Origin of the sequence: Mesorhizobium quangtriensis, from assembly GCF_040081925.1 — a bacterium.
Taxonomy (GTDB): Bacteria; Pseudomonadota; Alphaproteobacteria; order Rhizobiales; family Rhizobiaceae; genus Mesorhizobium_K; species Mesorhizobium_K quangtriensis.
Genome location: NZ_JBEBMF010000003.1, coordinates 414032 through 440325 on the forward strand (window position 1 = coordinate 414032; position 26294 = coordinate 440325).

The following is a 26294-nucleotide window of genomic DNA, read 5'->3' on the forward strand; positions in this document are numbered from 1 at the left end:
GATGGCAGAGGGTGAAATCTTCGGGAAGACCGCAGACGGCAAGCCGGTCCATCGTTTCGGTATAACCGGCGGCGGACTGACGGCTCATATCATGACGTGGGGCGCATCCGTCCAGGACCTTCGCCTTGCCGGCCACGGCGCTCCTTTGGTGCTCGGCTTCGACACGTTCGAGCCCTATCCGCAATATTCGTCCTATATGGGCGCGATTGCAGGGCGCTACGCCAACCGCATCGCCAACGGCCAGTTCACCATCGACGGCAAGACCTATCAGGCTGACAGGAATTTCCTCGGCAAGCATACGCTGCATGGCGGTTCACACAGCTACGGGAAGCAGGTGTGGGGCGTTGCGGGCCATGGCGCGGACTTCGTCACATTGACCTTGCGCGATCCGGACGGCGCGATGGGCTTTCCGGGCAATCTGGATGTCGTCTGCACATACCGCGTCAAGGCCGGCGGCGTGCTTTCGGTCGAGCTGACTGCCACCACGGACAAGCCGACGCTCTGCAACCTCGCGCACCATTCCTATTTCAATCTGGATGACGGCGGCAGCGGCGACATCCTAGGCCACAGCATGGTCATCCCGGCCGGGGCCTATCTGCCGGTCGATGACGAACTGATCCCGACCGGCGTTGTGCAGCCTGTCGACGATACCGCCTTCGACTTCCGCAAGCCCCGCGCCGTCGGACTGGAAGAGGAGGGCGAGCAGGTCCCGTATGACCACAACTTCTGCCTCCACTCCGACAAAGGACCGCTTAGGCAAGCCACCTGGGTCAAGGGCGCAACCTCGGGCGTGGAGATGGAGGTCTGGTCGACAGAGCCTGGTGTGCAGTTTTACGCCGGTGCAAAGATCGAGCGTCCGGTACCGGGGCACGAAGGCCGGATGTACAAGGGCTATGCGGGCCTCGCACTGGAACCGCAGGTCTGGCCGGATTCGCCCAACCGAGCCTACTTTCCGCAGGCCGTACTACGGCCTGGCGAGGAATATCGGCAGGTGACCGAGTACCGCTTCAGGAAGGCCTAGACGAACGCCGCGCGCAGCGTCTCGAACGGGGCCAGCGCACCGCGCACCTGTACGACAGCCGCCGCCACGGCGTGAGCCTTTTTCGCGGCCTCGATCGGCGGCAGCCCCGCGAGCCGCGCGGCGAGATAGCTGCCGTTGAAGGAGTCGCCCGCGCCGGTCGTGTCGACCGGTTCCGGCACATGCACCGCCGGCACGCTTTCCGCACTTGCCTCGTATCGGACAAGCGCGGCCGCCTCTCCATTCTTCACCACGACCTCCCGGACACCGGCCGCCGCGATTCTGTCCGCGGCTGCTTCCGGTGACTGATCGCCATAGAGCGCCTGTTCATCCGGAAACGTGGGCAGCGCAATGTCGGCGACGCGCAACGCTGCATCTATCGCAAGGCGCGCCGCCTCAGGCGATTTCCAGAGGCGCGGCCGATAGTTGGCGTCGAAGGCAATCAGGCTCCCAGCTTCCCGTGCGGTCCTGATCGCACCTATCAGGACACTGCGAGGCTCGTCGTCCAGAATTGCGAGCGTAATTCCGGAGAAGTAGACAAGTGATTGACGCTCAAGGCTTTTGGCCAACTGCGTCGGATCTGAAGTAAGCTGGCGAGCTGCCGAATCGCTTCGCCAGTATGTGAAAGAGCGTTCGGCTCCAGTCAGTGTGATCGCGTAGAGGCCGGGCCGTGCGCCCGGAATAACGAGACTGTTGCCGATGCCGATCCCGTTGGCGCTGAAGAATGCGATCTGTTCGCGCGAAAAGGGGTCGTCGCCGAAAGCCGAGATGTAGTTGACCGGACGCTCGGGCCCCGCGAGCGCACGCAGAGCCCACAGCGTGTTCAGCGTGTCGCCGGCGAACCCCATCCGCCAGTCCTCGCCGCCCCTGCCGGACAATTCCAGCATGCATTCGCCTATCGATACGATTCCGCCGCTCACGAGGGACCCCTCCATTTCGTGCGACGCTATAGCTTTTTGTCGCGCTTGCACAAAGCCTCGGTGGAATGATTTACAGGACCGTCGAACGCGCCGAGGAGGATGTCTTGAGGTCGATCGGACTATATGCGCTTGCACTCGTCGTGCTGCTTGGGCTTGCGTTCGGTGCATATCTTCTTGTGCCGCCCGTGGCCCAGAAACCCGAACTCGACACGTCGCGCGAGCGGACGACGGCCGACGGCCTCTATGTCGCTGCAATCGCGCCTGAAGCTGCGGAAATAAAGCAGCGCGAACTGCAGTCGTGGACAATCACGGTAAAGACGGCAGCCGGACAACCGGTGAGCGACGCGACGATCAAGGTGGATGGCGGCATGCCTGACCACAATCACGGGCTGCCGACAGCGCCCGAGGTGACGGAAAACCTCGGCGAGGGACGCTATCGTATCGAAGGCATCAAATTCTCGATGAGCGGTTGGTGGGAACTGCGCTTCGACATCACGTCGCCAGCCGGGACCGATACGGTGACGTTCAACCTGGTCCTGTAGCCATGAGACCGCGCCGTCCGGCCTGGTGTAGCGCAGCGATATTGGTATCGACGCTGGCGCTGGGGGGATGTGGCGGCGAGGACTTCAGCGAGGCGGAGAAGGCGACGATTGCCTCGCTCTCGCTCGCTTCCCTTCCGCCGCTTCCTCCAGACCCGTCCAACAAATATGCCGACGACCCGGCCGCCGCGGCGTTGGGCGCGACGCTTTTCTTCGACCAGCGCTTGAGCCCGGACGGCGTCGTCGCCTGCGGCACCTGCCACTTGATCGACAGGCAGTTCCAGGACGACCTACCGCTCGGCAGGGGCGTTGGCGTCGGCAACCGCCGCACAATGCCGCTGGCCGGCGTCGCCTGGGGGCCATGGTTCTTCTGGGACGGCCGGCGCGACAGCCTTTGGGCACAGGCGCTGACGCCGCTGGAGGATCGCCGCGAGCACGCCGGCACGCGTGCCTTCTACGCGCATTTCATCGCTGACAATTTTGCCGAGCGCTATGAGCGGATTTTCGGAAAGCTGCCCGACCTTTCCGCTGTGCCCTCAAGTGCGGGACCCTTCGGTACGGAGGCCGAGCAGTCGGCATGGACGGCCATGCCGGCCGATCAGCAGGATGAGGTCAATCGTGTCTTTGCCAATCTCGGCAAGGCCATCGCCGCCTTCGAGCGCTCCATCGCGCCGGAGGAAACGCGCTTCGACCGGTTTGCGAAAGCGCTTGCCGCCAAAGAAAATCCAGAAGATCCGCAAGGCGACGCTGCGTTCGCGCCCGAGGAAATCGCCGGTCTGAAGCTCTTCATCGGCAAGGCGGCCTGCGCGACCTGCCATACCGGGCCGCGCCTGACGGACGACTCGTTCCACAACACGGGCGTGCCGCCTGTCGAGGGACTCCCTGAAGACCTTGGGCGCGAAACGGCAGTGGCGCAGGTATCCGCCGACCCGTTCAATTGTTTCGGTCGATACAGCGACGCTCCGCCCGAATCCTGTGGCGAACTGCGCTTCATGGTCAAGGACAACGCGCGCATGACCCGCGCGTTCAAGCCACCGTCGTTGCGCGGGGCCGCGACCCGGCCACCCTATATGCACTCAGGCCAGTTCAAGTCGCTCGAAGAGGTCGTCGATCACTACGATCGTGCGCCGGCAGCACCTTCGGGCGAAACCGAACTGCACCCGCTCTCGCTTTCCGAGCGCGAGCGCCAGCAACTGATCGCTTTTCTCAAGACGTTGGCCGAATAGGGCCGCTCAGCGGTCCTTCACCGTCTCCATCGCGACGAAGGTTGAGGTCTGCGCAACGTGGGGCAGGGCAGAGATGCGCTCGCCAAGCACCCGGCGATAGGAGGCGATGTCGGCGGTGCGGACCTTCAGCAGATAGTCGAAGCTAGCCGCCATCATATGGCACTGCTCTATCTCCGGCACGCCCTGTACGGCGCGATTGAAGGCGTCCAGCGCGGCCGAGCGCGTATCGGAGAGCTTGACCTGCACGAACGCGACATGGCCTTCGCCCATGCGTTCGCGGTCGATGACTGCGGAATAGCCGCGAATGTAGCCGTCCTTCTCCAGCCGCTTTACGCGTGCCTGCACGGGGGTCTTCGACAGGCCGACCTGAGCGGCGAGTTCGGCCATCGAGAGCCGCCCCTCGCGTCCGAGCGCGGCTATGATGTTGCGATCGAGGCGGTCCAATTGATCTGTCATGAGGCAATAGATGATCAGATTCGGCAAAATTGGAACACTAATTTAGGTCGTTTGTATTGTTACGTGAATATTTTCAGACCGCTGCGAAATCGCCTGATGTGCTAGGGTCAGGCCGTTGTCATTGCCGGGATTTCCTTCATGCCGACGCTTGCAGCCCTTCGCACCCAAATCCGCGCCAACTACCTTCCTGATGAGGACAAGGCGCTGCAGCGCCTGATCGGCACGGCCGCGCTAAACGAGACCGAGCGCGCGGCGATCTCCGGCCACGCTACCGAACTGGTGAAGGCCGTGCGCACCTCCTCGGATCCGCGTCTGATGGAGGTATTTCTCTCCGCTTACGGCCTTTCGACCAAGGAAGGCGTGGCGCTCATGTGTCTCGCCGAAGCGCTGCTGCGTGTGCCGGACACGGAAACGATGGACGAGTTGATCCGCGACAAGATCGCCCCGCAGGACTGGTCTGCTCACTCGGGAAGCTCGGCGTCGATCTTCGTCAACGCCTCCACATGGGCGCTGATGCTGACCGGCCGCGTTCTGGACGAAGGCGAGGGGGGCATCGAGCGTACCCTCCGCTCCATGGTGCGCCGCCTTGGCGAACCGGTTATCCGCACTGCCGTCGCTGCCGCCATGCGCGAAATGGGCGAGCAGTTTGTCCTCGGTCGCACAATTGCGGAGGCCGTCAAGCGCGGCAAGCCGATGACGTCCAAGGGCTATCTTTACTCCTACGACATGCTGGGCGAGGCGGCGCGCACCGAGGCCGACGCGTTGCGCTACTTCAAGGCTTATCAGGACGCTATCGCTGCCTTGGCCAAACATGCGGCCGGCGACGACATCCGCTACAACCCGGGCATCTCGGTCAAGCTGTCGGCCATCCATCCACGCTACGAACAATCCCAGCGCGACACGATGCTTCCCGTCATGGCTGATCGCCTTCTCGCTCTGGCGATTGCAGCGCGCGATGCCCGCATGGGCCTCAACATCGACGCGGAGGAGGCCGACCGGCTCGACCTCTCGCTCGACGTGATCGAGCGCGTGCTTGCCGATCCGCAACTTGCCGGTTGGGATGGCTTCGGCGTGGTCGTGCAGGCCTACGGTCCGCGCTGCGCCTTCGTCATCGACTGGCTGCATGCGCTGGCGACCAAGCTCGACCGCCGCATCATGGTGCGCCTCGTCAAGGGCGCTTACTGGGACACCGAGATCAAGCGCGCGCAGGTCCTTGGCCTGCCGGGCTATCCCGTCTTCACGCGCAAGCCCAACACCGACGTCTCCTACATCGCCTGCGCCCGCAAGCTTCTCTCGATGACGGACCGCATCTATCCGCAGTTTGCCACCCACAACGCGCATACCGTTGCAGCGATCCTCGCCATGGCCCACGACAAGACCAGTTTCGAGTTCCAGCGCCTGCATGGCATGGGCGAACAGCTTCACGAGGCCGTGCGCAAGGCCGAAGGCACGCGCACCCGCATCTACGCGCCGGTCGGCGCCCATTCCGACCTGCTTGCCTATCTGGTTCGCCGCTTGCTGGAGAACGGCGCGAATTCCTCATTCGTGCATCAGTTGACCGACGAGGACGTGCCGCCGGAAATGATCGCGCGCGATCCGTTCGAACTGGTGGCCGAACAGGGGCCGGCCTCCAACACAGCGATTCCGAAACCCGCGTCGATCTTCGGTGGCAGCCGCATCAATGCGCAGGGCTGGGATATCACAGATCCGGTGACTTTGGAGAAGATCGACAAGGCGAAGGACGCCTTTGCCGGCGCGGATCGTTGGCAAGCGGCGCCCATCACCCGCGCAGACGCCAAGGGGCCATTGCGTACTGTTGCGAATCCTGCACGTATCGAAGATCTCGTCGGAACCGTCACAGAGACGAAGCCGGAGGCTGTTTCCGTCGCTGTCGAGATAGCGGTAGAGACGCAGCCGCGCTGGGCTGCCCGCCCGGTTGCAGAGCGCGCCGCGATCCTGCGCCGAGCCGCTGACCTTTACGAAGAGAACGCCTTCCAGTTCTACTCGCTCTGCACGCGCGAGGCAGGCAAGAGCCTCGCGGATGGCATTGCCGAAGTGCGCGAGGCGGTGGACTTCCTGCGCTACTATGCTGCCGAGGCCGCCAGCGTGGAGCAGGGGACGCAGGCGCGCGGTGCGATCGTCTGCATCTCGCCGTGGAATTTCCCGCTCGCCATCTTCACCGGGCAGATCGCAGCTGCGTTGGTCACCGGCAACACCGTCATCGCCAAGCCCGCGGAGCAGACACCTCTGATCGCGGCGCGCGCCGTCACCCTGTTGCGCGAGGCCGGCATACCCGAGGACGTTATCCAGCTTCTGCCAGGCGATGGCCCAAATGTCGGTGCACCGCTGACGGCCGATCCGCGCATATCAGGCGTCTGCTTCACCGGCTCGACCGATGTCGCCAAGGCCATCGAGCGCCAGCTCGCCAATACGGCCGCGCCCGATGCCATGCTCATCGCCGAGACAGGCGGGCTCAACGCGATGATCGTCGATTCCACCGCGCTGCCGGAACAGGCGGTGAGGGATATCCTGGCTTCTGCCTTCCAGAGCGCAGGACAGCGCTGCTCGGCGCTGCGGATTATCTACGTCCAGAAGGACGTCGAGAAGAAGATGCTGGAAATGTTGACAGGCGCGATGGAGACGCTGGTCGTCGGGGATCCCTGGGAGATCGCAACGGATGTCGGCCCGCTGATCGACGCGGAGGCCCAGCAGTCGATCGGTGACTATTGCGCCGGTATGGAAGCGAAGGGTCGCCTGATCGCCAGGCTGGATGCACCGTCTGGCGGTCGTTTCGTCGCCCCGCACATCTTCCGGGTTTCAAGCATCGAGGAGATGGACCGCGAGATTTTCGGCCCGGTGCTACATGTCGCGACCTTCGACGCTGACGAGATCGACGGCGTGATTGCCGCAATCAACCGCAAGGGCTATGGCCTGACCTTCGGGCTGCACACCCGCATCGAGGCGCGCGTCCAGCACATCGTGGACGGCATCCACGCAGGCAATATCTACGTCAACCGCAACCAGATAGGTGCCGTTGTCGGTTCCCAGCCTTTCGGCGGGGAGGGGCTTTCGGGCACCGGGCCAAAGGCGGGCGGACCACATTATCTGCGCCGTTTCCGCAAGTCCGCGAACGAAGATTTCGGCAACAATGCGGGTGACCAGACCGTCGCCGATGTTGCTTCCAGGACCCTCCGGGACAATATGCCCGATCCTGCCCTTGGCGGCTGGTCGGCTCGCACCGACCGCATCGCGGTTCTGCGAAAACACCTGCGAGGCAAGGGCGGTGAGGCGATAAAGGCTGCCGCCGCGCTCGATTTCGGACCTATTGATCTCCCTGGCCCGACCGGCGAGGCAAACACGTTGACGCTTGTGCCGCGCGGCCGGGTTCTGTGCCTGGGGCAGGACGATGAAACGCTTCTTGCGCAGGCGATTCAGGCGCTAGCTGCTGGCAACGCAGTGCTGGCAGTCGCGCCCGGCGCAGCCGCCGCGCTCGCATCGCTGACCGGCAAAGGCCTGCCGGTTGTGGCATTCGACGGTGCGGTCGACCTTGCGGATTTGAAGGCGCTCGACATCGATGTCGTCGCCTTCTCAGGTGGCACTGAAACCGCGCGTGCCGTCCGTCAGGCGTTGGGCGAAAGGGATGGTCCCATCGTGCCGCTGGTCAACGAGGCGATCTACCCGGCAGCCTATGCCCACGAACGCTCGGTCTGCGTGGATACGACAGCCGCGGGCGGTAATGCCAGCCTGCTTGCAGGCGCTGGTTAGGCCTCTTCTGGAGCGCAGCCGAGCCTCAGCAGGTTGCCGTGCGGATCGTGGACATAGAATTCCTTCATGTTCCACTGCCGCACCGTAAATTCGCTGAGCCGATCGAAGCCGCGCTCGGAGAACTCCGCGTAAAGTGCTGAAACCTGACCGCCGCGAATGTAGCAGGAGGGAACTTCCGGCAGCCTCCGGTCTTCGGCCAACCAGAAATGGAACTCCATCTCGTCGCGCCGGACGATCAGGTAGTTGTCCACTTCGGGACCGACGACCGCGAAGCCGAGGCTGTCGCGGTAGAAGGCGGCCTTCGTCGCGCCAATATCCGGCGAAGGCAGGACCGGAATGGTCCTTGCAGGATCAGCGGGCGACAAGTCAGGCACCCTCGACGACCGAGAAGCCCTCGAAATTGGGATGTCCCATGTAGTGCACGTCGTTGGAACCAGCGTTGCGGTGCGCGGCGCGGAAATTCTCCGACTTGGTCCATGCGACGAAATCGTCCTTGCTCGCCCAGACGGTGTGCGAGGCGAACAGGGTATAGCCCTCGGCCTCGTTTTCCGGCCCGCGCAGCAGATGGAACTGCTTGAAGCCGGTCATCTCGTGCAGCGTCGAATCGCGGTTCTTCCAGATATTCTCGAAAGCCTCCTCCGAGCCCTTCTTCACCTTGAAGCGGTTCATAGCGATAAACATGGCGTTCCTTTCGATTGATGCTTTTGTTGTTAGACCTGATTGGGTGGACGCGGAAGGTGCTTGGTCGCTCGCTGCCGAAAGCGAACACGGTAGCCTTTGCGGTGAGCTAGCGCATGAACGCCAGCGGGACCAAAAACTCCCAACTTGAGCGTCCGGCATTGACCGGAATGGGCGGGAAGGGCGCAGCTTTCCTGACGGCTTGCAACGCCGCCTGGTCGACCGACGCCACGCCCGAACTGCGTGCGACCCTGGCCGAGTGCACGTTGCCGCTGGAGCTCACGGCAAAGGAGACGACGACCTCGCCCTTTCCCTTGGCCCGCACGGAGCGCGCGGCCCGCACCAGCTTCGAGCGGACCTTGCCGGGGTAATTCGAGACGGCTGCGTTGCCGACTTCGCCGTTCTTCGAGCCTCCCTTGCTCGCCTGCTTGCTGTCGCCCTTTTCCTGGCCGTCGGCTTGTCCGCGCCTTGTGTTGGCATGGCTCTGGCCGCCATTGCCCAAACGCGTCTTTTTCGGCTCTGCCTTCTCGGCGGCTTTCTTGCCCTCGGCAACTTTCTTTTCGGGCTTAGTCTTGGCGGCTTCCTTTTTAAGCGCCTCTTTCGGTTGCGCCTGCTCAGCAGCTTTGCGTTCGGCAGGTTGCTCGATCGGCTTGGCTTCCGCTGCCCGCTGCGGCTTTGCCTCGGGCTTTGGCGCCTCGTGCGGCGTCTCGACTGCCTCGGCCTTTACGACCTCTGTTTTGTTCGGTTCTGCCTGTGTGGTTTCCGTGGTTTGGACTTTGGAGCTTTCGGCGGCGTCGGCTTTTGGAGCGTCCAGCCATTCGGTCTGAACGGCTTCTGTCGGCTGCGAGTCGGCCGGCATCAACGGCGCTTCGGCAGCCGTCACCGCTTGAGTTGCTTCCGTTTCCGTGGGCTGCGCCTTTGCGGTCTCCTCGGCCTCGACCGATTCAGCGGCTTGCACCTCGGTTTGCCTCTGGACGACGTTGACTTCATCAACCAGTTCCACGCGATCCGTCGCGTGGACCTCGGGAACCTGCTCGGTCACGGTCGGTGCAGGCTTGCTTTCGATGGGTTCGGGCTGGACAGCCTCGGGCTGCACGGCTTGCTCCGGTTCGGCGCGCACAACCTCAGTCTGCTCGGAGTTCGCTGGCTCAACCCTTGCCTCCGCGACCTGCTGGGCCGGCGGTCCGGAAACGGGCTGCAACATTTCGGCTTCGGCCGTAACCGCCTCCACCGTCTGCATAGGCTCTGCTGCGTCCTCAACAGGAACAGCTTCGGCCTCGACGGTTTCAACCGGCTTTGCCTGCAGCATCGTCACCATCGTGACATCGACAGCGTCGTCGACGTTCTCAGAGACTTCGCCGGCCTTGATCTGATCTTCGCCGGACCCGAGATAGGCTACGCCGGAAAAATCTGCTCCCTCCATCAGGACGGCTTCATCGACTGCGTAAAGAAAGAAGCCAGCTATGGCCGCGTGGAAAATGCACGAAGCGACAATAGCGAGGTTCCATTTGCCGCCTTTCGGAAGAGGCTTCGTCGGCGCGAGCGGCTCAGTTGCGGTATGGGTGACTGAATGATCCCGATGGACCGGAAAATGCCGTTCAGGCGCTTCCCTCGCGCCATTCCTTATGGCGTGGTGCGGGATATCGAGATCCGGGTCGTCGGGCTCGAATCCAGCCGGCATGCCGGCGAGCGGCCAAGCCGGCCCGCCGGATGCAAAGACTGGTTCAACGCCCAACGCCACGGCTACACACCGAAGACGATGGCCGACTTCGTTTCCGGCTTAAGCTTGCTCAGGCACGCTTTCGGTTCGATGCCGGCACCGGTGCACTCCGTCGCGTGATTGATCAGCACACGGCTGATCTTCGTGCAGTCCGTCCCAGAAAGGTCGAAACGCGCGACCTTGGTCTTGCCTGCGGGAAGTTCGTTGAAGTCGAGCACGGTGAGACGGTCGACCACGCCTGTGTTGTTGAAAAGCGCGATTTCGAACGCTGCCTTGGTTAGTTCAGAGCCGAGATTATTTGTCACCACGAAGGTCAGACGGCATCCCTTGTCGGAGGGCTGCGCCCCGTTCAGTTCGAGCACGAGGGCGGGTGTGTCGGCCGGCGAAAACTGATCCTGAGCCAGAACGGGCGAAGCCGCGGCGAACAAAGCCGCGGCTGTGATTGTGGCAGATTGCCTGATGCACATCGTAAAGGTCAGCTCCCGAACCGCATTGTGGCCGCGAGCTTGAACGATATTCCAGGTTCATAGACGATTGTGGTCGTCGAGGCATTGAGCGGATTCGTGTAGTTCACGTCGAACAGGTTATCGACGCGCGCATTGAATTTCAGATCGTCGGTTGCCTGGTACGAGGCAAACAGGTTGACCAGGGTATAGTCCCGCGCAATCGCGTTGCCTGCTGGCGCACCGTTGTACTGCACCTCACCGCCCGCGATCAGCTTGTCGTCGAGAAACTTGAAGCCAAGTTGCGCGGTGACCTGAGAGGAAGGAATGGTCGACAGGTCCTCACGCTCGCCTTCGTAGGAGATCGTGTGCCCGTCTATGATCGACACCGACAGGCCTCCGAAGCCCCAACCTGCCTCATAAAAGCTCTCGAGTTCGAAGCCGTTTATCTTGGCATTGGCGAAGTTCTGGTACTGGTAGCAGATAGGCACTGCGGGAATTGGGAAAACGAACGGACAGGCCGGATTGCCATCGAAGCGCGAAATCGTCGCGCCGCCGATGTAGTCGTCAATGTCGTTGTTGAAGTAAGCAGCTTTCAACCGAAGGCTGTCATCGGCCTGAAACACGCCGTCGCGGCTGTAGTTCACGCCGAATTCGACGGTACGAGCAGTTTCAGGCTTGAGATCTGGATTGGGTAGGAACGGGAACACCACGCCATTCGGGTGCAAGCCGCTGATCAGCGTCTCCGAGAGCGACGGCGAACGATAGCCCTCGGCATAGGTACCGTAGACCTGAAGGCCATCCAGCCCGATCTGCTCGAAAGGCGATACGCCCACCGTGATTCGAGGTGATATCCGGTCACCACTCGCTTCTCCGACATCGCTATCGAGTTTGTAGCTGTCGTACCGGAGCGCTCCGACGACTTCGAGCCATTCCCAGGTAAGCTTTTCCTGGACATAGGCACCCGATACGCGCCGTTTTCCTGACGGGGTGTAGATGTCGCTTCCGCCTTCCGGGCTGGTGGTCACAACATCATCCTGAACCCAGTCGCCGCCATAGGTAAGCTCATGCGCAACGGCGCCAGTGTCGAACCGTGATGTGTTCCAGAGGTCCAGGCTGGGAGTCTCAACCTGATAAGTGGTCTGCGAACCCGCGGGCACGATGATCGCCGACCCGTCAATCGAACTAAAACGCGGGACGTCCCTGAGATAGGTTTGGTCCAGGTTTGCCTTGTTGTATGCAACGTTGATATGCAGGTCGAGCCAGCTCTCGTTCTCGTCCTTGATGTTGTAGCGGCCGGTGAAGGTGTTCTGCCTGCTGTCCAGCTGGTACGTGTCGCCGCTCTCGGTCCAGCTGTCGTCCGATCCGATCCAGCCCAGCTTCAACTCGCTGTTTTCGGTGGGGCGGATGGATGATTTGAGCATGCCGCTCAGCACGTCGAAACCGCTTCCGGCGACATAGTCGCCATTGCCATCCTTATATTCGTCGTAGTCGCGCCAGACGATGTTGCCTAGCACATCGAACGCCTCGCTGAAGCGGTACGCACCGGTCCCGCTGGTTGTCCAACCGTTACCGTTGGTCTCGTATTGGCCTGTGACCGAACCACCCCAGGTTTCGCCGTCTCGGAGGAAGTCGTTGGCGTCCTTTGTGTCAAACATGACGACGCCGCCGATCGCTCCGGATCCATAGGTATTCGCAACGGGGCCGCGGATGACATCGACCTGCTGCACAAGCTCGGGGTCCAGCCAGAACATCGACTGGGTGCCATGACCCGAACGCTGGAAATTCTGCCGCGCACCATCGACGATGACGGCTACGCGGCCGAAATCCTGAAGGCCCCTTATGTTGACGCTGGAAGCCGTTCGGTTTGCGTCGGTTTGCATCGTCGTCCCGGGGATGCCAAAAAGAATGTCCTGGGGTACAGTCGCCATTCGCCGTTCGAGCTGTGCCTGATCCACTTGGCTGGCCGAGGCCATCTGTTCGATCGCGCTTTCGCCGGTCCGGCTGACGATGGTGATCTTGTCGAGCGCGGTGGTGCCCCGCGCTGTATTGGTCCCTTGCGTCGCTTCGCTAGACGTCTCCGTGCGGACCGTTTTTTCCGTCGTCGGTTGTGCAGCCTGCTGTGCCCAGCCCGGCTGTGAATCCAACAAGATCGTCATCGCGGCCCCGCCAAGCAGAACCGCCATATTTCGACCGACCATCCCCATGTCCCAACTCCAATGCCTGAATTTCAATGCTGGCTGGCATGGAGCTCGCTCGCACTTTCATGGTCCCCGGAATGCTTTAAATGTTGACTCATTTAGTCCGGTATTGCACTGACTAATAAACATGATTATTCGAGTCAAGAAATCAAATCACGTTTCAGCCCGGTCGGACAAATCGGCCCAGCCGACATTGGAAAGGAGCGGATTATGAATACGCATAACCAGAATGATTTCAGGTTCCGGTCACGCCGTCCCGTGCAGGAAGAGCACGTGCAACACTACGCGCCCCCCCGACTGCCATCGCGCACTGTTACCAGCGAGTCGCTCTTCAACGGCCTTTATGAAATCGGCATCAACCACGGCGGGTCGCTCTACCGCCTGAAGATCACCCGCCAAGGCAAGCTCATTCTCAACAAGTAGGCAGTCAGCATATGGACCAGCGCGTCAAACCCGCACCGCACGAGATCAGGACCGCTCGTGCGGACAACCCCAAGATGCGGGAACGTGAACTCGCCGCCCAGCTCGGCATCTCCGAAGCCGAGCTTGTGGCGGCGCACTGCGGTGATGGCGTCCAGCGTATCGAGCCGCGCGTCAATGACGTGCTGCTCGGGCTGGAAGCCGTCGGCGAAGTCTTGGCGCTGACCAGAAACGAGAGCGCGGTCCACGAAAAGATCGGCGTCTACGACAAGGTGCAGGCCGGCGAGCATGCCGCCCTCGTCCTCGGCGAGCATATCGACCTGCGCATCTTCCCGAAGATATGGGCTCACGGCTTTGCCGTGGAGAAGCGCGACGGCGACGAGATCAGGCGTTCCCTGCAGTTCTTCGATGACGCCGGCGATGCAGTTCACAAGGTGCACCTGCGGCCCGCCTCCAACCTCTATGCATATCAAAAGCTCGTTGCCAGCCTGGTCTCGATCGACCAGTCGCCGACGGTTTCGCTGAAAGGCATCGACACGCCCAAGCCGGCGGGCGAGCCGGGCAGCGCCGAGGAGCTGCGCGACCGCTGGAGCTCCATGACGGACGTGCATCAGTTCTTCGGCATGCTGAAGGCGCTCAAGCTCTCGCGTCATCAGGCACTGCGCATGATCGGGGCCGACTACGCCTGGGAGCTCGCCGGTGAGAGCCTGGAAACGATGTTCAATCTCGCGGCCTCCAACGGCGTTCCGATCATGTGCTTCGTTGGCAATCGCGGCTGCATCCAGATTCACTCCGGCCCGGTCTCCAACATCAAGACGATGGGGCCGTGGATCAACGTGCTGGACGAGACCTTCCATCTTCACCTGCGCATGGACCACGTCGTCGAACTTTGGGCCGTGCGCAAGCCGACCAAGGACGGGCATGTGACGTCGATCGAGGCGTATGACGCGAACCACGAACTGATCATTCAGTTCTTCGGTCAGCGCCATGAAGGCGAAAGGGAACGCGACGACTGGCGGTTCCTTGCTGAAAATCTGCCGCGCACCCTGTCCCGGACAGCCGCCTGAGGAAAGTTCGATGAAGAGTATGGGTTTGTTCCTGCGGGCGGGCCGCGTCGCGTCGCTCTGTGTTTTGCTGACGGCGGGTTCCAGTCTGGCCGAGGAAGGCCAGACGGTCTTCCAGGACAAGTCGCGCATCGCTTCGGTAGGCGGTTCCATCACCGAGATCGTCTATGTGCTCGGCGAGCAGGACAAACTGGTCGCGCGCGATTCGACGAGCACCTATCCCGAAGACGCGACCAAACTTCCCGACGTGGGCTACATGCGCGGCCTCTCGCCCGAAGGCGTCCTGTCGGTCAATCCAACCGGCATCCTCCTTCTGGAAGGCAGCGGGCCGAAGGAGGCGATCGACGTCCTCAAGAAGGCGAGCGTGCCCGTCATCACCGTGCCCGACACCTATGATCATGCAGGCATCCTGGAGAAAATCCGCGTCGTCGGCGAGGCGCTCGGCGTTGACCAGAAGGCCTCGGAGCTTTCCGCCGAGGTGGACAAGGACCTCTCGGCGGCCGAACAGTTGACGGCACACGTGCCCCAGAAGAAGCGCGTCCTCTTCATTCTGTCGCTGCAGGGCGGCAAGATTCTCGCGGCGGGGGGAAACTCCGCAGCGGATGGCATCATCCAACTTGCAGGCGGCATCAATGCTGTCGAAGGCTTCGATGGCTACAAGCAACTGACCGACGAGGCCGCGATCGTAGCCAACCCCGATATCATCCTGATGATGGATCGTGGCGGAGACCACAGCGTCGCCAATGCCGAACTATTCGCGCATCCTGCCATTGCCCCGACGCCGGCAGGGCAGGCGAAGCATGTCGTTCGCATCGACGGAAGCTATCTGCTCGGCTTTGGCCCGCGCACCGCAGGCGCGATCCGCGATCTCGCGACCGCCCTCTACGGCGACCAGATCAAGGGCTGAGATGCCTGTCGCGGTTATTGCCGGCGCAAACGGCGCCAGACGGGAAGCGGCGCCTGCCGGGGATCGCTCATTGCGGGCGCGCGCAGCTATCGGCGCGCTTGCAATCTTGTTGCTGGCCACGGCGCTTTTCAGCCTTGCCTCTGGTGCGTCCGATGCGTCTGCCTGGGCGGTGGTGCGCGGCTGGCTCTTCGCGTCGTCATCGGCTGATCCGCTTTCCATGCGCGACAGCATGATCGTCTACGACATCCGTCTGCCGCGCGTGATTCTTGGCGTTCTCGTCGGCGCGGCTCTGGCCGTTTCCGGCGCCGTACTCCAGGGCCTGTTCCGCAATCCGCTTGCGGACCCCGGCCTCGTCGGCGTTTCGGCGGGTTCGAGCCTCGGCGCGGTCTCTGTTATCGTGCTGGGAGCGACGGTTCTCTCACCGCTCACCGCCGTCTTCGGCACATTCGCGCTGCCGTTTGCCGCATTCGTCGGCGGACTGGTGACGACCTTCGTCCTTTATCTGATTTCGACGCGACAGGGGCGAACCTCCGTCGCCACGATGTTGCTTGCGGGCATCGCGCTCGGTGCGCTTGCGATGGCGCTCACCGGCATTCTGGTCTTTCTGGCTGATGACAGGCAGCTGCGCGATCTCACCTTCTGGCAGCTCGGTTCGCTTGCCGGCGCAACATGGCAGAAGATCGCAATGGTTTCGCCAATCATCATTATCGCCTTACTGGCAACCCCGTTCCTAGCGCGGGGCCTCAACGCATTGGCCCTTGGCGAGGCTGCTGCCAGCCACCTTGGCATCCCAATCCAGCGTCTGAAATATGTGGCGATCGTTGCGGTGTCGGCGGCGGTCGGGTCATCGGTGGCCGTCAGCGGTGGCATCGGCTTCGTTGGTATCGTGGTGCCACATCTGCTGCGGCTTCTGATCGGTCCCGACAATCGCTATCTGCTGCCGGCCTCCGCCCTGCTTGGCGCCTGCATGCTGCTGCTTGCCGACGCGGTCAGCCGCACGATCGTCGCGCCCGCGGAATTGCCGATCGGCATCGTCACTGCGATCGTCGGCGCGCCGTTCTTCCTGTGGATACTCCTGCGCCGACGCGGCGTTCTGGACCTGTAGGCGACCATGATCGAAGCGCGCGATATTTCCGTTTCCATCGGCCGCCGCCGGATCATCGGCGGCGTCGATTTCGATGTCCGTCCCGGCGAACTCGTCGCGATGTTGGGACCGAACGGTTCCGGAAAAACCACTTTCCTGAAAGCGCTGTCCGGCGAGCTTGCCTACACCGGCCGTATTACCCTCAACGGCTACGATCTCTCGGCAATGAAGTCGTGGCAGGCAGCGTCTCATCGGGCGGTGCTGCCGCAGTCCACCGCGCTGTCCTTTCCATTCACCGTTCGCGAGATCGTCAAGCTCGGCCTGACTGGCGGCCGGTCGGGCGCGGTCGCAGGCGAAACGGAACCACTGCCCGAACGCGCGCTTGCACGCGTCGACCTGGAAGGCTTCGCCGGGCGGTTTTATCAGGAGCTTTCAGGCGGCGAGCAGCAGCGCGTACAGCTTGCCCGCGTTCTCTGTCAGGTCTGGGAGCCTGTGCTCGATGCCGTTCCGCGCTTCCTGTTCCTCGATGAACCGGTGTCGAGCCTCGACATCAAGCATCAGCTCATCATCATGAACATTGCGCGCGATTTCGCCGCGCGAGGGGGAGGGGTGGTCGCAATCCTCCATGACCTGAACCTGACTGCCATGTTCGCCGACCGGATTTTTGTCATGCACAATGGGCGGCTTGCAGCATCCGGCTCCCCTGATCAGGTGCTCAGGGATGACCTGATGTCCGAGGTGTTCGAATGCAACCTGAAGGTCGGCGTGCTACCGACGAAGGGCGCTCCGTTCGTGCTCCCGCAATCGGCAGGACTTGGCTGATAGTTAGCCGGCCAGCGACCTCTGCTCGACCGGCATCTCGATACCGAGAAGGCCGCGCATGCTGGATTTATGAGCGACCAGATCGGCAATCGAATGACGCATCAGCACTTCGAAGAACGCATTGAGCGCCTCACGCAATGCCGCGTTCAACGAACAGGAATCGACCAGCGGGCACTCGGTCGCGTCGTTTTCGAAGCACTCCGCCATGGCGAAGTTTTCCTCGGTAACGCGCACGACGTCGAACAGGCTGATGTCTTCTGCCGCGCGCCCCAGGCGTACACCGCCGTTGCGGCCACGAACCGTTTCCACCAGACCGGCCTCGACGAGAGGCTGCAGGATCTTGAACAGGAAAAGCTCGGAGACGGTGTACGCGCTGGCAATCTCCGGGATCCGGCTCAGGCGCCCGTCATTGGCCGCGCAATACATCAGGATGCGCATGGCGTAGTTTGTCTGTCGTGTAAGCCGCATTTAGCAAACCTCGGCGGATATCGTGTTCGCCCCTATATGGCCCATTTCTTAGAACAATTCCAGACAAGGCGCCATATCAACTTGATTAGTTTAGTCTAGTTTTGTCGACGCCCCTTGCTTTTCATGTTGCGGCGCACAATATTTTGCGTGCCAAGGAGGTCGGCGACTCGGGGAGGAACCCACGAGGACTACGACATGCGACAGCCAGCAGAACGGATTGTCGGCAAAAAAGGCGACATCAGGCAGTTGCGGCCCTCGGATTTGCCGCGCTTCAGGGATCACCTGCTTCGGCTCGATCAGGAGAGCCGGCGTGACCGTTTCAACGGCGCGACCGACGACTCGTTCCTGGATACCTACGCTAGGCGTTGTTTCACCGATGGCACGACAGTTGTCGGCTACATCGAAAACGAACAAGTTGTGGGTGCCGCCGAAATCCACGAGCGGCCCGAGGACGAAGAGCCGACGGCCGAAATCGCTTTCAGCGTCGAGCGACCATTCCAGAATCGCGGCATTGGCGGGCGTCTGTTCGAGAGGCTGATCGTCCATGCGCTGGCGCTTGGCTATTTGAAACTTCGGGTTACGACTCACGCCCAGAACGCGGCGATGAAAACTCTGGCGCGCCACTTCGACGCCACGCTGAAATTCGAGGAAGGCGAGGCTGTCGGCCTCATTGAACTCGATCCCATGCTGGAGCCGGGTCTGCGTCGGTCGGCGAGGGTTTTCTCGCGATCGGCCTCCGGTCTTCTTGAGCCGAAACAGCGGCTGGCCGCCACCGTGGATTGAGTGGCGATCAAAATCCCTATCTACGTATCAGGATATCCTGAATCCGCAGAGAGGGCCTGATGCCTCCCGCTACCGCCTTTGCCGCCACGGCGTCCTTTGAGCCAGAACGAGAGAAGCTGGCGGCATTGCGTCGAACCAAGACGATTGCAGCGGCCGCCTTGTGCCTTTGCGTAGGCATCTTCGTGACGGCCCGCATCTTTGAAGCGCAGTGGCCCTGGCTTTCCTTCGTCGCAGCCTTCGCGGAAGCCGCCGTCATCGGCGGCATCGCCGATTGGTACGCCGTCGTCGCGCTCTTCCGCCGGCCGCTCGGCCTTCCGATCCCCCACACGGCGATCATTCCCAGAAACCAGACCCGCATCGCCGAAAATCTCGGACGTTTCATCGAGACGAATTTCCTGTCGCCCGAGCCGGTTCGCGAAAAGCTCAAGGAAGTTGATTTCGCCGCCCTTGTGGCCGACTGGCTCTCCGCGCCCGAACGCGCCGACGGGCTGTCGCGTTTCGTAGCGCGGCTAGTGCCCCAGACCCTGTCGGCAATCGAACAGTCGGGCCTGCGTGACTTCCTCAGACAGAGAGCGCTCAGCGAGGTCGAGAAGGTGAATGTTGCACCGCTCGCTGCCGACCTGCTTGCGGCATTCACGGACGACCAGAGGCATCAGCAACTGCTTGATGACTTCATCAAGGTTATGGGCCGCTTCCTGAACGACGAACAGGCGCTTGCGTCGATGCGGGAGCGTATCCGCGAGGAATTGCCGTCACTGTTCAATCTGTTCCGCGCCGACGCCTACCTCCTGAAGAAGATCGTCGCGTCGGCGAGTTCGCTTCTCGAGGAAGTCCGCGACGATCCCGATCATCCGATGCGCCACGAATTCGATCGCTTCGTCCATCAGTTCATCGACAAGCTCCGCACGTCGGAGGAATATGCGAAGCGCGCCGAAAAGCTGAAGCAGGATTTGCTGGCCCGGCCCGAGCTGTCTAACTTCGCAGCGGATATCTGGCGGAGCTTCCGCGCCTTCGTCGAACAGGATGCAGTGGCCGAAAATTCCGTCGTCAGGCAGCACCTCGCTTCAATGTTCGTGGATGTCGGCCGCCACCTCGCCGCCGATCCGCGCATCCGCGCGGACATGAACGAGGGTTTTGTCGTCGCGCTGGCCTCGTTCGTGGAAAGCCAGAAAAGTGGTGTATCGGCCTTCATCGCGGATCAGGTGCGGCGTTGGGACCTCGGCCAGCTGACACGTCTGGTCGAACTCAACATCGGCCGCGACCTGCAATACATCCGCTTCAACGGCATGATCATAGGCGGCTTGGCCGGGCTGGCGCTGCACGTGTTCGAGCGTCTCGCCTCCCTGAACTGAATATCTGGCGAGTGCCTACATCACTCGAGGGTCTTAAGAAAAGCGATGAAATCGACGATCTGGTTGGGCTCGAGGTGAAACTCAGGCATGCTCGGATGGCCTGTGCGGATACCTTCGGCGAAAGATTCTTCCAGATCCTCGACGGGATACCTCTTGTGGAGGTCGCGAAAGGGCGGTGCGACCGACAACGGGCTCGGGCCGGCAGGGTCGATCGAATGGCATTGCGCACAATTCGTCTTCGCAAAGGTCAGGCCGCGTTGCGCGGCGGGATCGAGCGCCATCGCGGCATCGACGGTCATAAGCGTGACGACGAGTGCCAAGCCGAAGTGAGCAGATATCATCCGATGGGTCCTTTCGCCTTTCGAATGCACGGCTGAGAAGCTCATTCGCTGGGAACGACTTTGTCAGCTAAGGCATCCATAGCGACGGCGCCGCATGCCCGCTTTGATCCAGGGCAAATTGAGGCCCGCGACAAGGTTGACCGACGGCCGGCAAAGTGGGACCGCTTCCTGGCAGATGGAGACCTGAAGGAGAGACAAGATGGTCGGGAGGCTGGACGGCAAGGTGGCGCTGGTCATTGGTGCTGCGCGCGGCATTGGCAGGGGTATAGCGGAGCGCTTCGAGGGGGAAGGCGCGCGCCTTGTGCTTGCTGACTCGCTCGCCGAGGCAGGTGCGGCCACCGCCCGGGATCTCGGCGCGGTATTCGTTAGAACCGACATCTCGCAGATGGAGGACGCGCAAGCCGCGGTCGCCGCCGCGGTCGACCGCTACGGGCGTCTCGATATCCTTGTCCAGAATGCCGGCATCTACCCCTGGCAGTTGATCGAGGACACCAGCCCAGACGACTGGGACCGTGTCATGGCGGTCAATCTGCGCGGCACCTTCAATGCGGCGCGCGCCGCGCTGACGCCCATGAAGGCTCAACGTTATGGCCGGATGCTGTTCACGTCCTCGATCACGGGACCTCATGTGACCAGCCCCGGGCATGGTCACTATTCGGCGACCAAGGCCGGCATAAACGGGTTCATCCGGTCAGCCGCGCTGGAGTTCTCGGGCTACGGCATCACCGTCAACGGGGTCGAGCCCGGCAATATCATGACGGAGGCCATCCGCGAGCAACGCGACGCCGGCTTCATCAAGTCGATGGAGGACTCGATCCCGCTGGGCCGGCTCGGGACGCCGCGCGATGTCGCGAACGCCTTCCTCTACCTCGCTTCCGACGAGGCAAGCTATATCACCGGCACGACTATCGTGGTGGACGGCGGCCAGTTGCTGCCGGAGGGGGCAGATTTCCGGATCGGACCGAAATAAGCCATGCTGGCGAAACGCTCCGAATACCGTAAATTACGTTCCGTTCCGCTACGGGATTTGTGAGAAGACGGCGCGACTTACGCGATATGCCGCTCGTGACGGCTGGAGGGAACTGCGATGACTTTATATCTGTCGAAATTTTGTCTTCGGTTGGCAATTGCGGGCACGGCGCTGGCCGCGACGCTTGGGAGCGGGAGCGCCGTCGAAGCCGCCGGCGCAGGGACGATCGTCCCCCAAGAAGATATGACTGAGTTTTGCCAGCAGGCGGCGGCGGCCAGGTACGAGGTCAGCCTCGACGCAATAACCACCAACCCACCTATCGAACGCGATGGCAAGATCCTGGTGCTTGGCTCGGTTCAGAATGACGATACCGACCAGGCCATGGGCATTGATTGCCGTTTCGAACCGAACGGCGCGTTCATCGATATTATCGAAGCGCCGGGCATGAACGATTAACGGGCGTGTCGGAGAAGCGTCGACAGAGGACCGCAGGTGACTGCGCTCCCTGTTGATAAACCGTCTCCGCATTGACGCGCCACGAGCCATGGCTAAATCATGAGCCATGGCTCTCAACCTCATAAAGCTCTGCGTCGGCTGCGAAAGCGTCGAGGATCTAGAGGAATGGATCGCGATGCGGCTCGATCAGCGCCGCAGGGCGCGCGAACCCGTCGAGCAGTGGCACACGACCCGCATGGTTCCCACGCGCAGAACGGAGCTTCTTGATGGCGGCTCGCTGTATTGGGTCATCAAGGGTTCCGTGCAGTGCCGGCAGACCTTGCTGGACGTACGGCCCTTCGTCGATGACGAGGGTATATCCCGTTGCCATCTGGTTCTCCACCCCGAGGTGGTGCGAACGGACTGGCAGCCGCGGCGCGCCTTTCAGGGCTGGCGTTATCTCAAGCCCAACGAGGCTCCGGCCGATCTCGGCAGCGCGCGCGCCGAGATAGCCGCAATGCCGCCGAAGCTGCGCCAGGAACTCGCCGAACTCGGCCTTCTGTAGTGTCAGCGTGGCGCTGCCCCATGCGCGCGGGCTTGCAAGCTAGTCAGCGCCGTCACATCTTCAGGGCATGAACGACAGGAAGACACCGCTTCCGGCCAAGAGATCGACGGCACCACAAACCCGTTCATCGGCCGGAGATATCGACGCCTTCGTCAGACAGGCAAAGGCAGTCGCGGCCCGCGCCTCGGGCGCAGGCCGGCTCATTCTCGCGCTTGACGCGACGATGTCACGCCAGCCGACATGGGACATGGCATGCGCCCTGCAGGCGGAAATGTTCGATGCAGTAGGCAAGACCGACGGGCTGGACGTGCAGCTCGTCTATTTTCGCGGTCTTGGCGAATGCCGGGCATCGAAGTTCGTAAAGGACACGGTCGCGCTGAAGCGGCTCATGACGGGCATATCCTGCCAAGGCGGCTATACGCAGATCGGCAAGGTGCTTGGCCATGCCCTTAAGGAAAGGGAGCGCGGCAAGGTCGATGCCTTGATCTACATCGGCGATGCGATGGAGGAGGGGATCGACGACCTATCCGACAAGGCAGGCAGGCTCGGTCTGCGCGGCGTGCCCGTCTTCGTCTTTCAGGAAGGACGCGACGGCAAGGCTGAGACCGCCTTCAAGGAGATCGCGAGACTGTCGAAAGGTGCGTGGTTTCGCTTCGACCGCAATTCCGCCGCGACGCTGGCCAAACTGCTTGCCGCGGTCGCGGTCTTCGCAACGGGTGGGCTGACGGCGTTGGAGGCGCGCGGCCGGCCGGAGGATAAATTGATGATCGAGAATCTGCGAGGCGGCGGAACGCGATGAGCCTCGTCATAGGCGTCGCTGCCAGCCTGCTTGTGTTTGCCGGGATAGTCCTGGCGTTTCTCAAGGCGGATGCCGCAAGTATTGCGAGAAGCTTGCGTTTGGCGGGACCTGTTCTGCTGGCGATTGCAGGCTTTGGCCTGATAGCGCTCGGCCGGGCCGCTCTCGGTGGAATGCTGCTGTCTGGCGCCGCAGGCTGGTACACGCTCGGTCGTGCACGTCCGAGCGTCTCGAAATCACCCGGCCAGCGCTCGACTGTCAGGACTGCCGCGCTGGAGATGGAACTCGATCACGACACCGGCGCGCTTGAGGGCATGGTTCTTGCTGGGACCTACGAGCAGAAGATGCTCTCCGCCCTGTCCCAAAAGCAGTTGTTCGAACTCTACCGGGAGCTTTCCTCGGACTCCGAGAGCCGCCAGTTACTGGAGACGTATCTTGACGGCCGGTTTCCCACCTGGCGCGACGACGTGAAGCCGAACGGTCGCGACCGGCATGGTGTTTCGCCAGGTTCTGGCCCCATGACTAAGGAGGAGGCCTACAAGGTCCTTGGTCTTGAAGCGGGCGCGACCACGGCGGACATCCGAAAGGCGCACCGCCGCCTGATGCAGCGCCTGCATCCCGACCTCGGAGGGACCTCGTTCCTCGCGGCGCGCATCAACGAAGCCAAGGACGTCCTGCTCTCCAATCACGGGTAGTTCTCCTTCGACGCGATACATTCCGGAAACCCCTTCAAACCCTGCCGAACTATTGCTCTGAATTACTGTTGCACGGCGTAGCAATCGATCTTCTTGCGCTTCAGCGCGTTACAGGTGTTCCAGGCGGCGTTCTTGGAATCGAAGCCGCCAAAGCGCGCGCGATAGTAGGTCACGCCGCCCTTCTCGAAAGTCTCGGTAAACGGCGAAGCGCTTGCGAGTAGGTCGCCGGCTTGACGGTTTGTTCGGGTCAGGAAGGCGCGCGCCTCGACCTCGCTTGGCGAGGACGCCACCTGGATTGCCCAGCCAGACTTTGGCACCGCCGCAGTCTTGATCGGATCGATATCGGCCATGCGCGCAGGGATGGGCTCAGCGTAGGCGAAAGGAACTTCAGGTTCCGCTGACCCCTCTTCTTCCTGCACGTTGGCAGCGGGGACATTGTCGGCGGTCGCGAAGGCGACCTCTTCGTCCTCGACGCGCGGGGCCGCCTTCGGTTTAGGCGCATTCTTTGTCGGCAGCAGGGCCGCCAGCGCCTTGATCGGCGACTTCCGGGTTTCTCCGGCTGCGCTTGCCACCAGGTCGTTGCCGCCACGCCTCGTCGAGGCTTTCGGCAGATAGGTGCGGATCAGTTCTGCCATGTGGTCGTCACGCGACTTGCCGCTCTTGCCGCCCATGACGACCGCGACGATGCGGCGGTTGCCGTCAGATACCGACGAAACGAGATTGAAACCCGATGCGCGGGTATAGCCGGTCTTGATGCCGTCGACGCCCTTGATGCGGCCGAGCAGCCTGTTGTGATTGGCGAGCCGCTGCTTGCCGTATTGAAACGAGCGCGTAGAGAAATAATCGTAGTACTGCGGGAAGTGCTCGCGCAGCGCGATGCCGAGCGTCGCCATATCGCGCGCCGTGGAATGCTGCGCCGGGTTCGGCAGGCCGTTGGCGTTGCGGAAAATGGTGCCCGTCATCCCGAGTTGCCGAGCCTTCGTCGTCATCATGCGCGCGAATTCGGCCTCCGAGCCGCCGAGCATTTCGGCAAGCGCAGTCGATGCGTCGTTGGCCGACTTGGTCACCAGCGAATAGATTGCGGTTTCGACGGTCACCGAACCGCCCGCCTTCACGCCGAGCTTGGTCGGCGGTTCGTTGGCGGCGTTCTTGGAAAACAGGACTTTCGAAGACTTCTTGATGCGCCCGGACTCCAACGCCTCGAACGTCAGGTAGAGGGTCATCATCTTGGTCAGCGAAGCGGGGAACCGAGCCTCGTCCGCGCTGGAAGAGAACAGCGTCTTGCCGGTGTTGGCATCCACCACGATGGCGGCATACTTCGGATTGGCATGAGCCGGAGCGACAATCAGGGCCGTCGCGGCTATCGCAACAGCTAACGTCGATTTGGCGGAAGAGACTGCACGGTGAGCGATGCGAGCCAAGATCTGACGCACTGTTACACCCTTTGATTTACGCGTTGCACGGAGAAGGCGGCAAAGGTCCGCCTCGCTTATTGAGGGACAGTACGAGAGGCGGCGTTACCAAACTGTTTATGGTAACCGGGACGTTCATACTTTTGTCCGGCTTTGACGCTGATTTTCCGAAAATGCAGTGTTTGGCCCTCGCGGTACGCAGTCGTTTGACTTGTTGTGCGGTGCACAATAGCATCTCAAGTGCTGGGGTCGCGCGCACCGAAAGGAAATGCAGATGACGCAGACGTTCGAGGATGCCGGAAGGGTCGGCCAGGAAATTCTCGACACTGCGCTCGACAGCATGTCCGCGGTATGCACGGACGCCCGGGCGATCGGCCTCGAAGCTTCGGACTATGCGAAGAGAGTCTTCGAAGCCGGCGCCATGACGCTTGGCAAGTTGATGTCGGCGAGGTCACTCGAAAAATTCACCGAAATCCAGACCGACTATTTCAGGCAAACCTACGAAGGGTTCGTCGCCGAGACGACTAAGCTAGGTGGCCTGTACGCGGACATGGCAAAGGACGCGTATCGTCCGTTTGAGGCGGTCGTGGCCAGGGCAAAGTAAGCTGCCGTGCGGTGCTCTCCTCAAATTCGCTCGCGACTTCCTCTACAACGATCTGTCTTGCCAGCAGTCCGGTTTTCGTGCGCCCATCACGATTGCGCAATCGCTGGGATTGCGTCGAGGGGCCGTATTGTCACCGGACCAGAAGGGCTTAAAATCGACACTCGACGCACTACATAGGGTTGGTCGGGTGTAGCATTGAAATGAGAATTCTCGGGTTGAAGATCAGCGGTTTCGATGGTGGCATGGCACCTACCTCCACAAGCGCCACGCGGATGCAGGATGGTGACGACGACCGCGGTTCGCCCGGCCGCGGCACAGCCGTCATCACGCGGACGAGACCCAAGACCAAGAAACCCAGTCTCTACAGGGTCTTGATCCTCAACGACGACTACACGCCGATGGAATTCGTAGTGCACATTCTGGAGCGCTTCTTCCAGAAGGACCGCGAAGCCGCGACCCGCATCATGCTCCATGTCCATAATCACGGAGTGGGCGAATGCGGGGTCTACACGTTTGAAGTGGCCGAGACAAAAGTGTCGCAGGTCATGGATTTCGCCCGCCAGAATCAGCATCCGCTGCAATGCGTGATGGAGAAGAAGTGAGGACTGAA

28 protein-coding genes are annotated in these 26294 nt (G+C 61.9%); 18 read left to right on the top strand and 10 right to left on the bottom strand.

Annotated elements, in window-relative coordinates:
• The first annotated feature begins 1 nt into the window (after position 1).
• The gene (locus ABMA32_RS17785) at positions 2-1021 is read left to right on the top strand and encodes an aldose epimerase family protein (protein ID WP_349015140.1); all 1020 of its coding nucleotides are present in this window, start codon (positions 2-4) and stop codon (positions 1019-1021) included.
• On the opposite strand, the gene ABMA32_RS17790 is transcribed toward ABMA32_RS17785, so the two are convergent.
• On the bottom strand, positions 1018-1953 hold the full coding sequence (locus ABMA32_RS17790; protein WP_349015141.1) for a sugar kinase: 936 nt from the start codon (positions 1951-1953) through the stop codon (positions 1018-1020). The two genes, ABMA32_RS17785 and ABMA32_RS17790, sit on opposite strands and share 4 nt — an antisense overlap.
• 50 nt (positions 1954-2003) lie before the next feature.
• On the opposite strand from ABMA32_RS17790, the gene ABMA32_RS17795 reads away from it, so the two are divergent.
• Both ABMA32_RS17795 and ABMA32_RS17800 read left to right on the top strand, forming a co-directional pair.
• Positions 2004-2480 (top strand): FixH family protein, encoded by a 477-nt coding sequence (locus tag ABMA32_RS17795; protein ID WP_349015142.1) that lies wholly within the window; start codon positions 2004-2006, stop codon positions 2478-2480.
• Between the two features lie 2 nt (positions 2481-2482).
• Positions 2483-3703, top strand: a complete 1221-nt coding sequence (locus ABMA32_RS17800) for a cytochrome-c peroxidase (RefSeq protein ID WP_349015143.1) — start codon at positions 2483-2485, stop codon at positions 3701-3703.
• 6 nt (positions 3704-3709) lie between these two features.
• Here ABMA32_RS17800 and ABMA32_RS17805 read toward each other — a convergent pair whose 3' ends face one another.
• Positions 3710-4159, bottom strand: a complete 450-nt coding sequence (locus ABMA32_RS17805) for an Lrp/AsnC family transcriptional regulator (protein ID WP_349015144.1) — start codon at positions 4157-4159, stop codon at positions 3710-3712.
• A 138-nt stretch (positions 4160-4297) separates the two neighbouring features.
• On the opposite strand from ABMA32_RS17805, the gene putA reads away from it, so the two are divergent.
• Positions 4298-7924 carry a bifunctional proline dehydrogenase/L-glutamate gamma-semialdehyde dehydrogenase PutA gene (putA, locus tag ABMA32_RS17810; protein WP_349015145.1) on the top strand — a complete coding sequence of 1209 codons (3627 nt, stop codon included), beginning with the start codon at positions 4298-4300 and terminating at the stop codon, positions 7922-7924.
• Here putA and ABMA32_RS17815 read toward each other — a convergent pair.
• From ABMA32_RS17815 to ABMA32_RS17835, 5 genes are all read right to left on the bottom strand, one after another.
• A complete protein-coding gene (locus ABMA32_RS17815) occupies positions 7921-8289 on the bottom strand; it encodes a VOC family protein (protein ID WP_349015146.1) in 369 nt (122 codons plus the stop codon). The genes putA and ABMA32_RS17815 overlap by 4 nt on opposite strands.
• Before the next feature lies 1 nt (position 8290).
• Positions 8291-8605, bottom strand: coding sequence for a heme-degrading protein HmuQ (gene hmuQ / locus ABMA32_RS17820; RefSeq protein WP_349015147.1), 315 nt, complete (start codon positions 8603-8605; stop codon positions 8291-8293).
• Positions 8606-8711: 106 nt separating this feature from the next.
• Complete coding sequence (locus ABMA32_RS17825) at positions 8712-10343, bottom strand: energy transducer TonB family protein (protein ID WP_349015148.1); 1632 nt, start codon at positions 10341-10343, stop codon at positions 8712-8714.
• Between the two features lie 2 nt (positions 10344-10345).
• A complete protein-coding gene (locus ABMA32_RS17830) occupies positions 10346-10789 on the bottom strand; it encodes a hypothetical protein (RefSeq protein ID WP_349015149.1) in 444 nt (147 codons plus the stop codon).
• Between the two features lie 8 nt (positions 10790-10797).
• Entirely contained in the window at positions 10798-12972 is a 2175-nt protein-coding gene (locus tag ABMA32_RS17835) for a TonB-dependent hemoglobin/transferrin/lactoferrin family receptor (protein ID WP_349015150.1), read from the bottom strand.
• A gap of 204 nt (positions 12973-13176) precedes the next feature.
• On the opposite strand from ABMA32_RS17835, the gene hemP reads away from it, so the two are divergent.
• The 5 genes from hemP to ABMA32_RS17860 are packed head-to-tail and all read left to right on the top strand — an operon-like array spanning position 13177 to position 17263.
• A complete protein-coding gene (gene hemP / locus ABMA32_RS17840) occupies positions 13177-13389 on the top strand; it encodes a hemin uptake protein HemP (protein WP_349015151.1) in 213 nt (70 codons plus the stop codon).
• 11 nt (positions 13390-13400) lie between these two features.
• Entirely contained in the window at positions 13401-14453 is a 1053-nt protein-coding gene (locus tag ABMA32_RS17845) for a hemin-degrading factor (protein ID WP_349015152.1), read from the top strand.
• A gap of 10 nt (positions 14454-14463) precedes the next feature.
• Positions 14464-15357, top strand: coding sequence for a heme/hemin ABC transporter substrate-binding protein (locus ABMA32_RS17850; RefSeq protein WP_425475556.1), 894 nt, complete (start codon positions 14464-14466; stop codon positions 15355-15357).
• A gap of 1 nt (position 15358) precedes the next feature.
• Positions 15359-16462, top strand: coding sequence for a FecCD family ABC transporter permease (locus tag ABMA32_RS17855; RefSeq protein WP_349015153.1), 1104 nt, complete (start codon positions 15359-15361; stop codon positions 16460-16462).
• A 6-nt stretch (positions 16463-16468) separates the two neighbouring features.
• Positions 16469-17263, top strand: a complete 795-nt coding sequence (locus ABMA32_RS17860) for a heme ABC transporter ATP-binding protein (RefSeq protein ID WP_349015154.1) — start codon at positions 16469-16471, stop codon at positions 17261-17263.
• A 3-nt stretch (positions 17264-17266) separates the two neighbouring features.
• Here the strand turns inward: ABMA32_RS17860 and rirA are convergent, their stop codons facing one another.
• Positions 17267-17731 carry an iron-responsive transcriptional regulator RirA gene (rirA, locus tag ABMA32_RS17865; RefSeq protein WP_349015155.1) on the bottom strand — a complete coding sequence of 155 codons (465 nt, stop codon included), beginning with the start codon at positions 17729-17731 and terminating at the stop codon, positions 17267-17269.
• A gap of 195 nt (positions 17732-17926) precedes the next feature.
• Here rirA and ABMA32_RS17870 point away from each other — a divergent pair, with 195 nt between their 5' ends.
• Positions 17927-18514 (top strand): GNAT family N-acetyltransferase, encoded by a 588-nt coding sequence (locus ABMA32_RS17870; RefSeq protein WP_349015156.1) that lies wholly within the window; start codon positions 17927-17929, stop codon positions 18512-18514.
• Between the two features lie 59 nt (positions 18515-18573).
• On the top strand, positions 18574-19866 hold the full coding sequence (locus tag ABMA32_RS17875) for a DUF445 domain-containing protein (RefSeq protein ID WP_349015157.1): 1293 nt from the start codon (positions 18574-18576) through the stop codon (positions 19864-19866).
• Between the two features lie 20 nt (positions 19867-19886).
• On the opposite strand, the gene ABMA32_RS17880 is transcribed toward ABMA32_RS17875, so the two are convergent.
• Positions 19887-20165 carry a c-type cytochrome gene (locus ABMA32_RS17880; protein ID WP_425475563.1) on the bottom strand — a complete coding sequence of 93 codons (279 nt, stop codon included), beginning with the start codon at positions 20163-20165 and terminating at the stop codon, positions 19887-19889.
• A 241-nt stretch (positions 20166-20406) separates the two neighbouring features.
• On the opposite strand from ABMA32_RS17880, the gene ABMA32_RS17885 reads away from it, so the two are divergent.
• The 5 genes from ABMA32_RS17885 to ABMA32_RS17905 all read left to right on the top strand — a co-directional run bounded on the left by ABMA32_RS17885 (position 20407) and on the right by ABMA32_RS17905 (position 23668).
• On the top strand, positions 20407-21177 hold the full coding sequence (locus tag ABMA32_RS17885) for an SDR family oxidoreductase (RefSeq protein ID WP_349015159.1): 771 nt from the start codon (positions 20407-20409) through the stop codon (positions 21175-21177).
• A 117-nt stretch (positions 21178-21294) separates the two neighbouring features.
• Positions 21295-21633 carry a hypothetical protein gene (locus ABMA32_RS17890; RefSeq protein WP_349015160.1) on the top strand — a complete coding sequence of 113 codons (339 nt, stop codon included), beginning with the start codon at positions 21295-21297 and terminating at the stop codon, positions 21631-21633.
• A gap of 106 nt (positions 21634-21739) precedes the next feature.
• On the top strand, positions 21740-22177 hold the full coding sequence (locus ABMA32_RS17895) for a DUF1489 family protein (RefSeq protein WP_349015161.1): 438 nt from the start codon (positions 21740-21742) through the stop codon (positions 22175-22177).
• Between the two features lie 67 nt (positions 22178-22244).
• Positions 22245-22976 (top strand): vWA domain-containing protein, encoded by a 732-nt coding sequence (locus tag ABMA32_RS17900; protein ID WP_349015162.1) that lies wholly within the window; start codon positions 22245-22247, stop codon positions 22974-22976.
• A complete protein-coding gene (locus ABMA32_RS17905; RefSeq protein WP_349015163.1) occupies positions 22973-23668 on the top strand; it encodes a DnaJ domain-containing protein in 696 nt (231 codons plus the stop codon). The genes ABMA32_RS17900 and ABMA32_RS17905 overlap by 4 nt, the downstream gene beginning before the upstream one ends.
• A gap of 62 nt (positions 23669-23730) precedes the next feature.
• Here ABMA32_RS17905 and ABMA32_RS17910 read toward each other — a convergent pair whose 3' ends face one another.
• Positions 23731-25101, bottom strand: a complete 1371-nt coding sequence (locus ABMA32_RS17910; protein ID WP_349015164.1) for an SPOR domain-containing protein — start codon at positions 25099-25101, stop codon at positions 23731-23733.
• A gap of 253 nt (positions 25102-25354) precedes the next feature.
• On the opposite strand from ABMA32_RS17910, the gene ABMA32_RS17915 reads away from it, so the two are divergent.
• Both ABMA32_RS17915 and clpS read left to right on the top strand, forming a co-directional pair.
• Complete coding sequence (locus tag ABMA32_RS17915; protein ID WP_349015165.1) at positions 25355-25684, top strand: phasin family protein; 330 nt, start codon at positions 25355-25357, stop codon at positions 25682-25684.
• Between the two features lie 272 nt (positions 25685-25956).
• Positions 25957-26286: an ATP-dependent Clp protease adapter ClpS gene (gene clpS, locus ABMA32_RS17920; RefSeq protein ID WP_292773306.1), complete on the top strand. Its 330-nt coding sequence runs from the start codon at positions 25957-25959 to the stop codon at positions 26284-26286.
• The last annotated feature ends 8 nt before the right edge of the window (positions 26287-26294 follow it).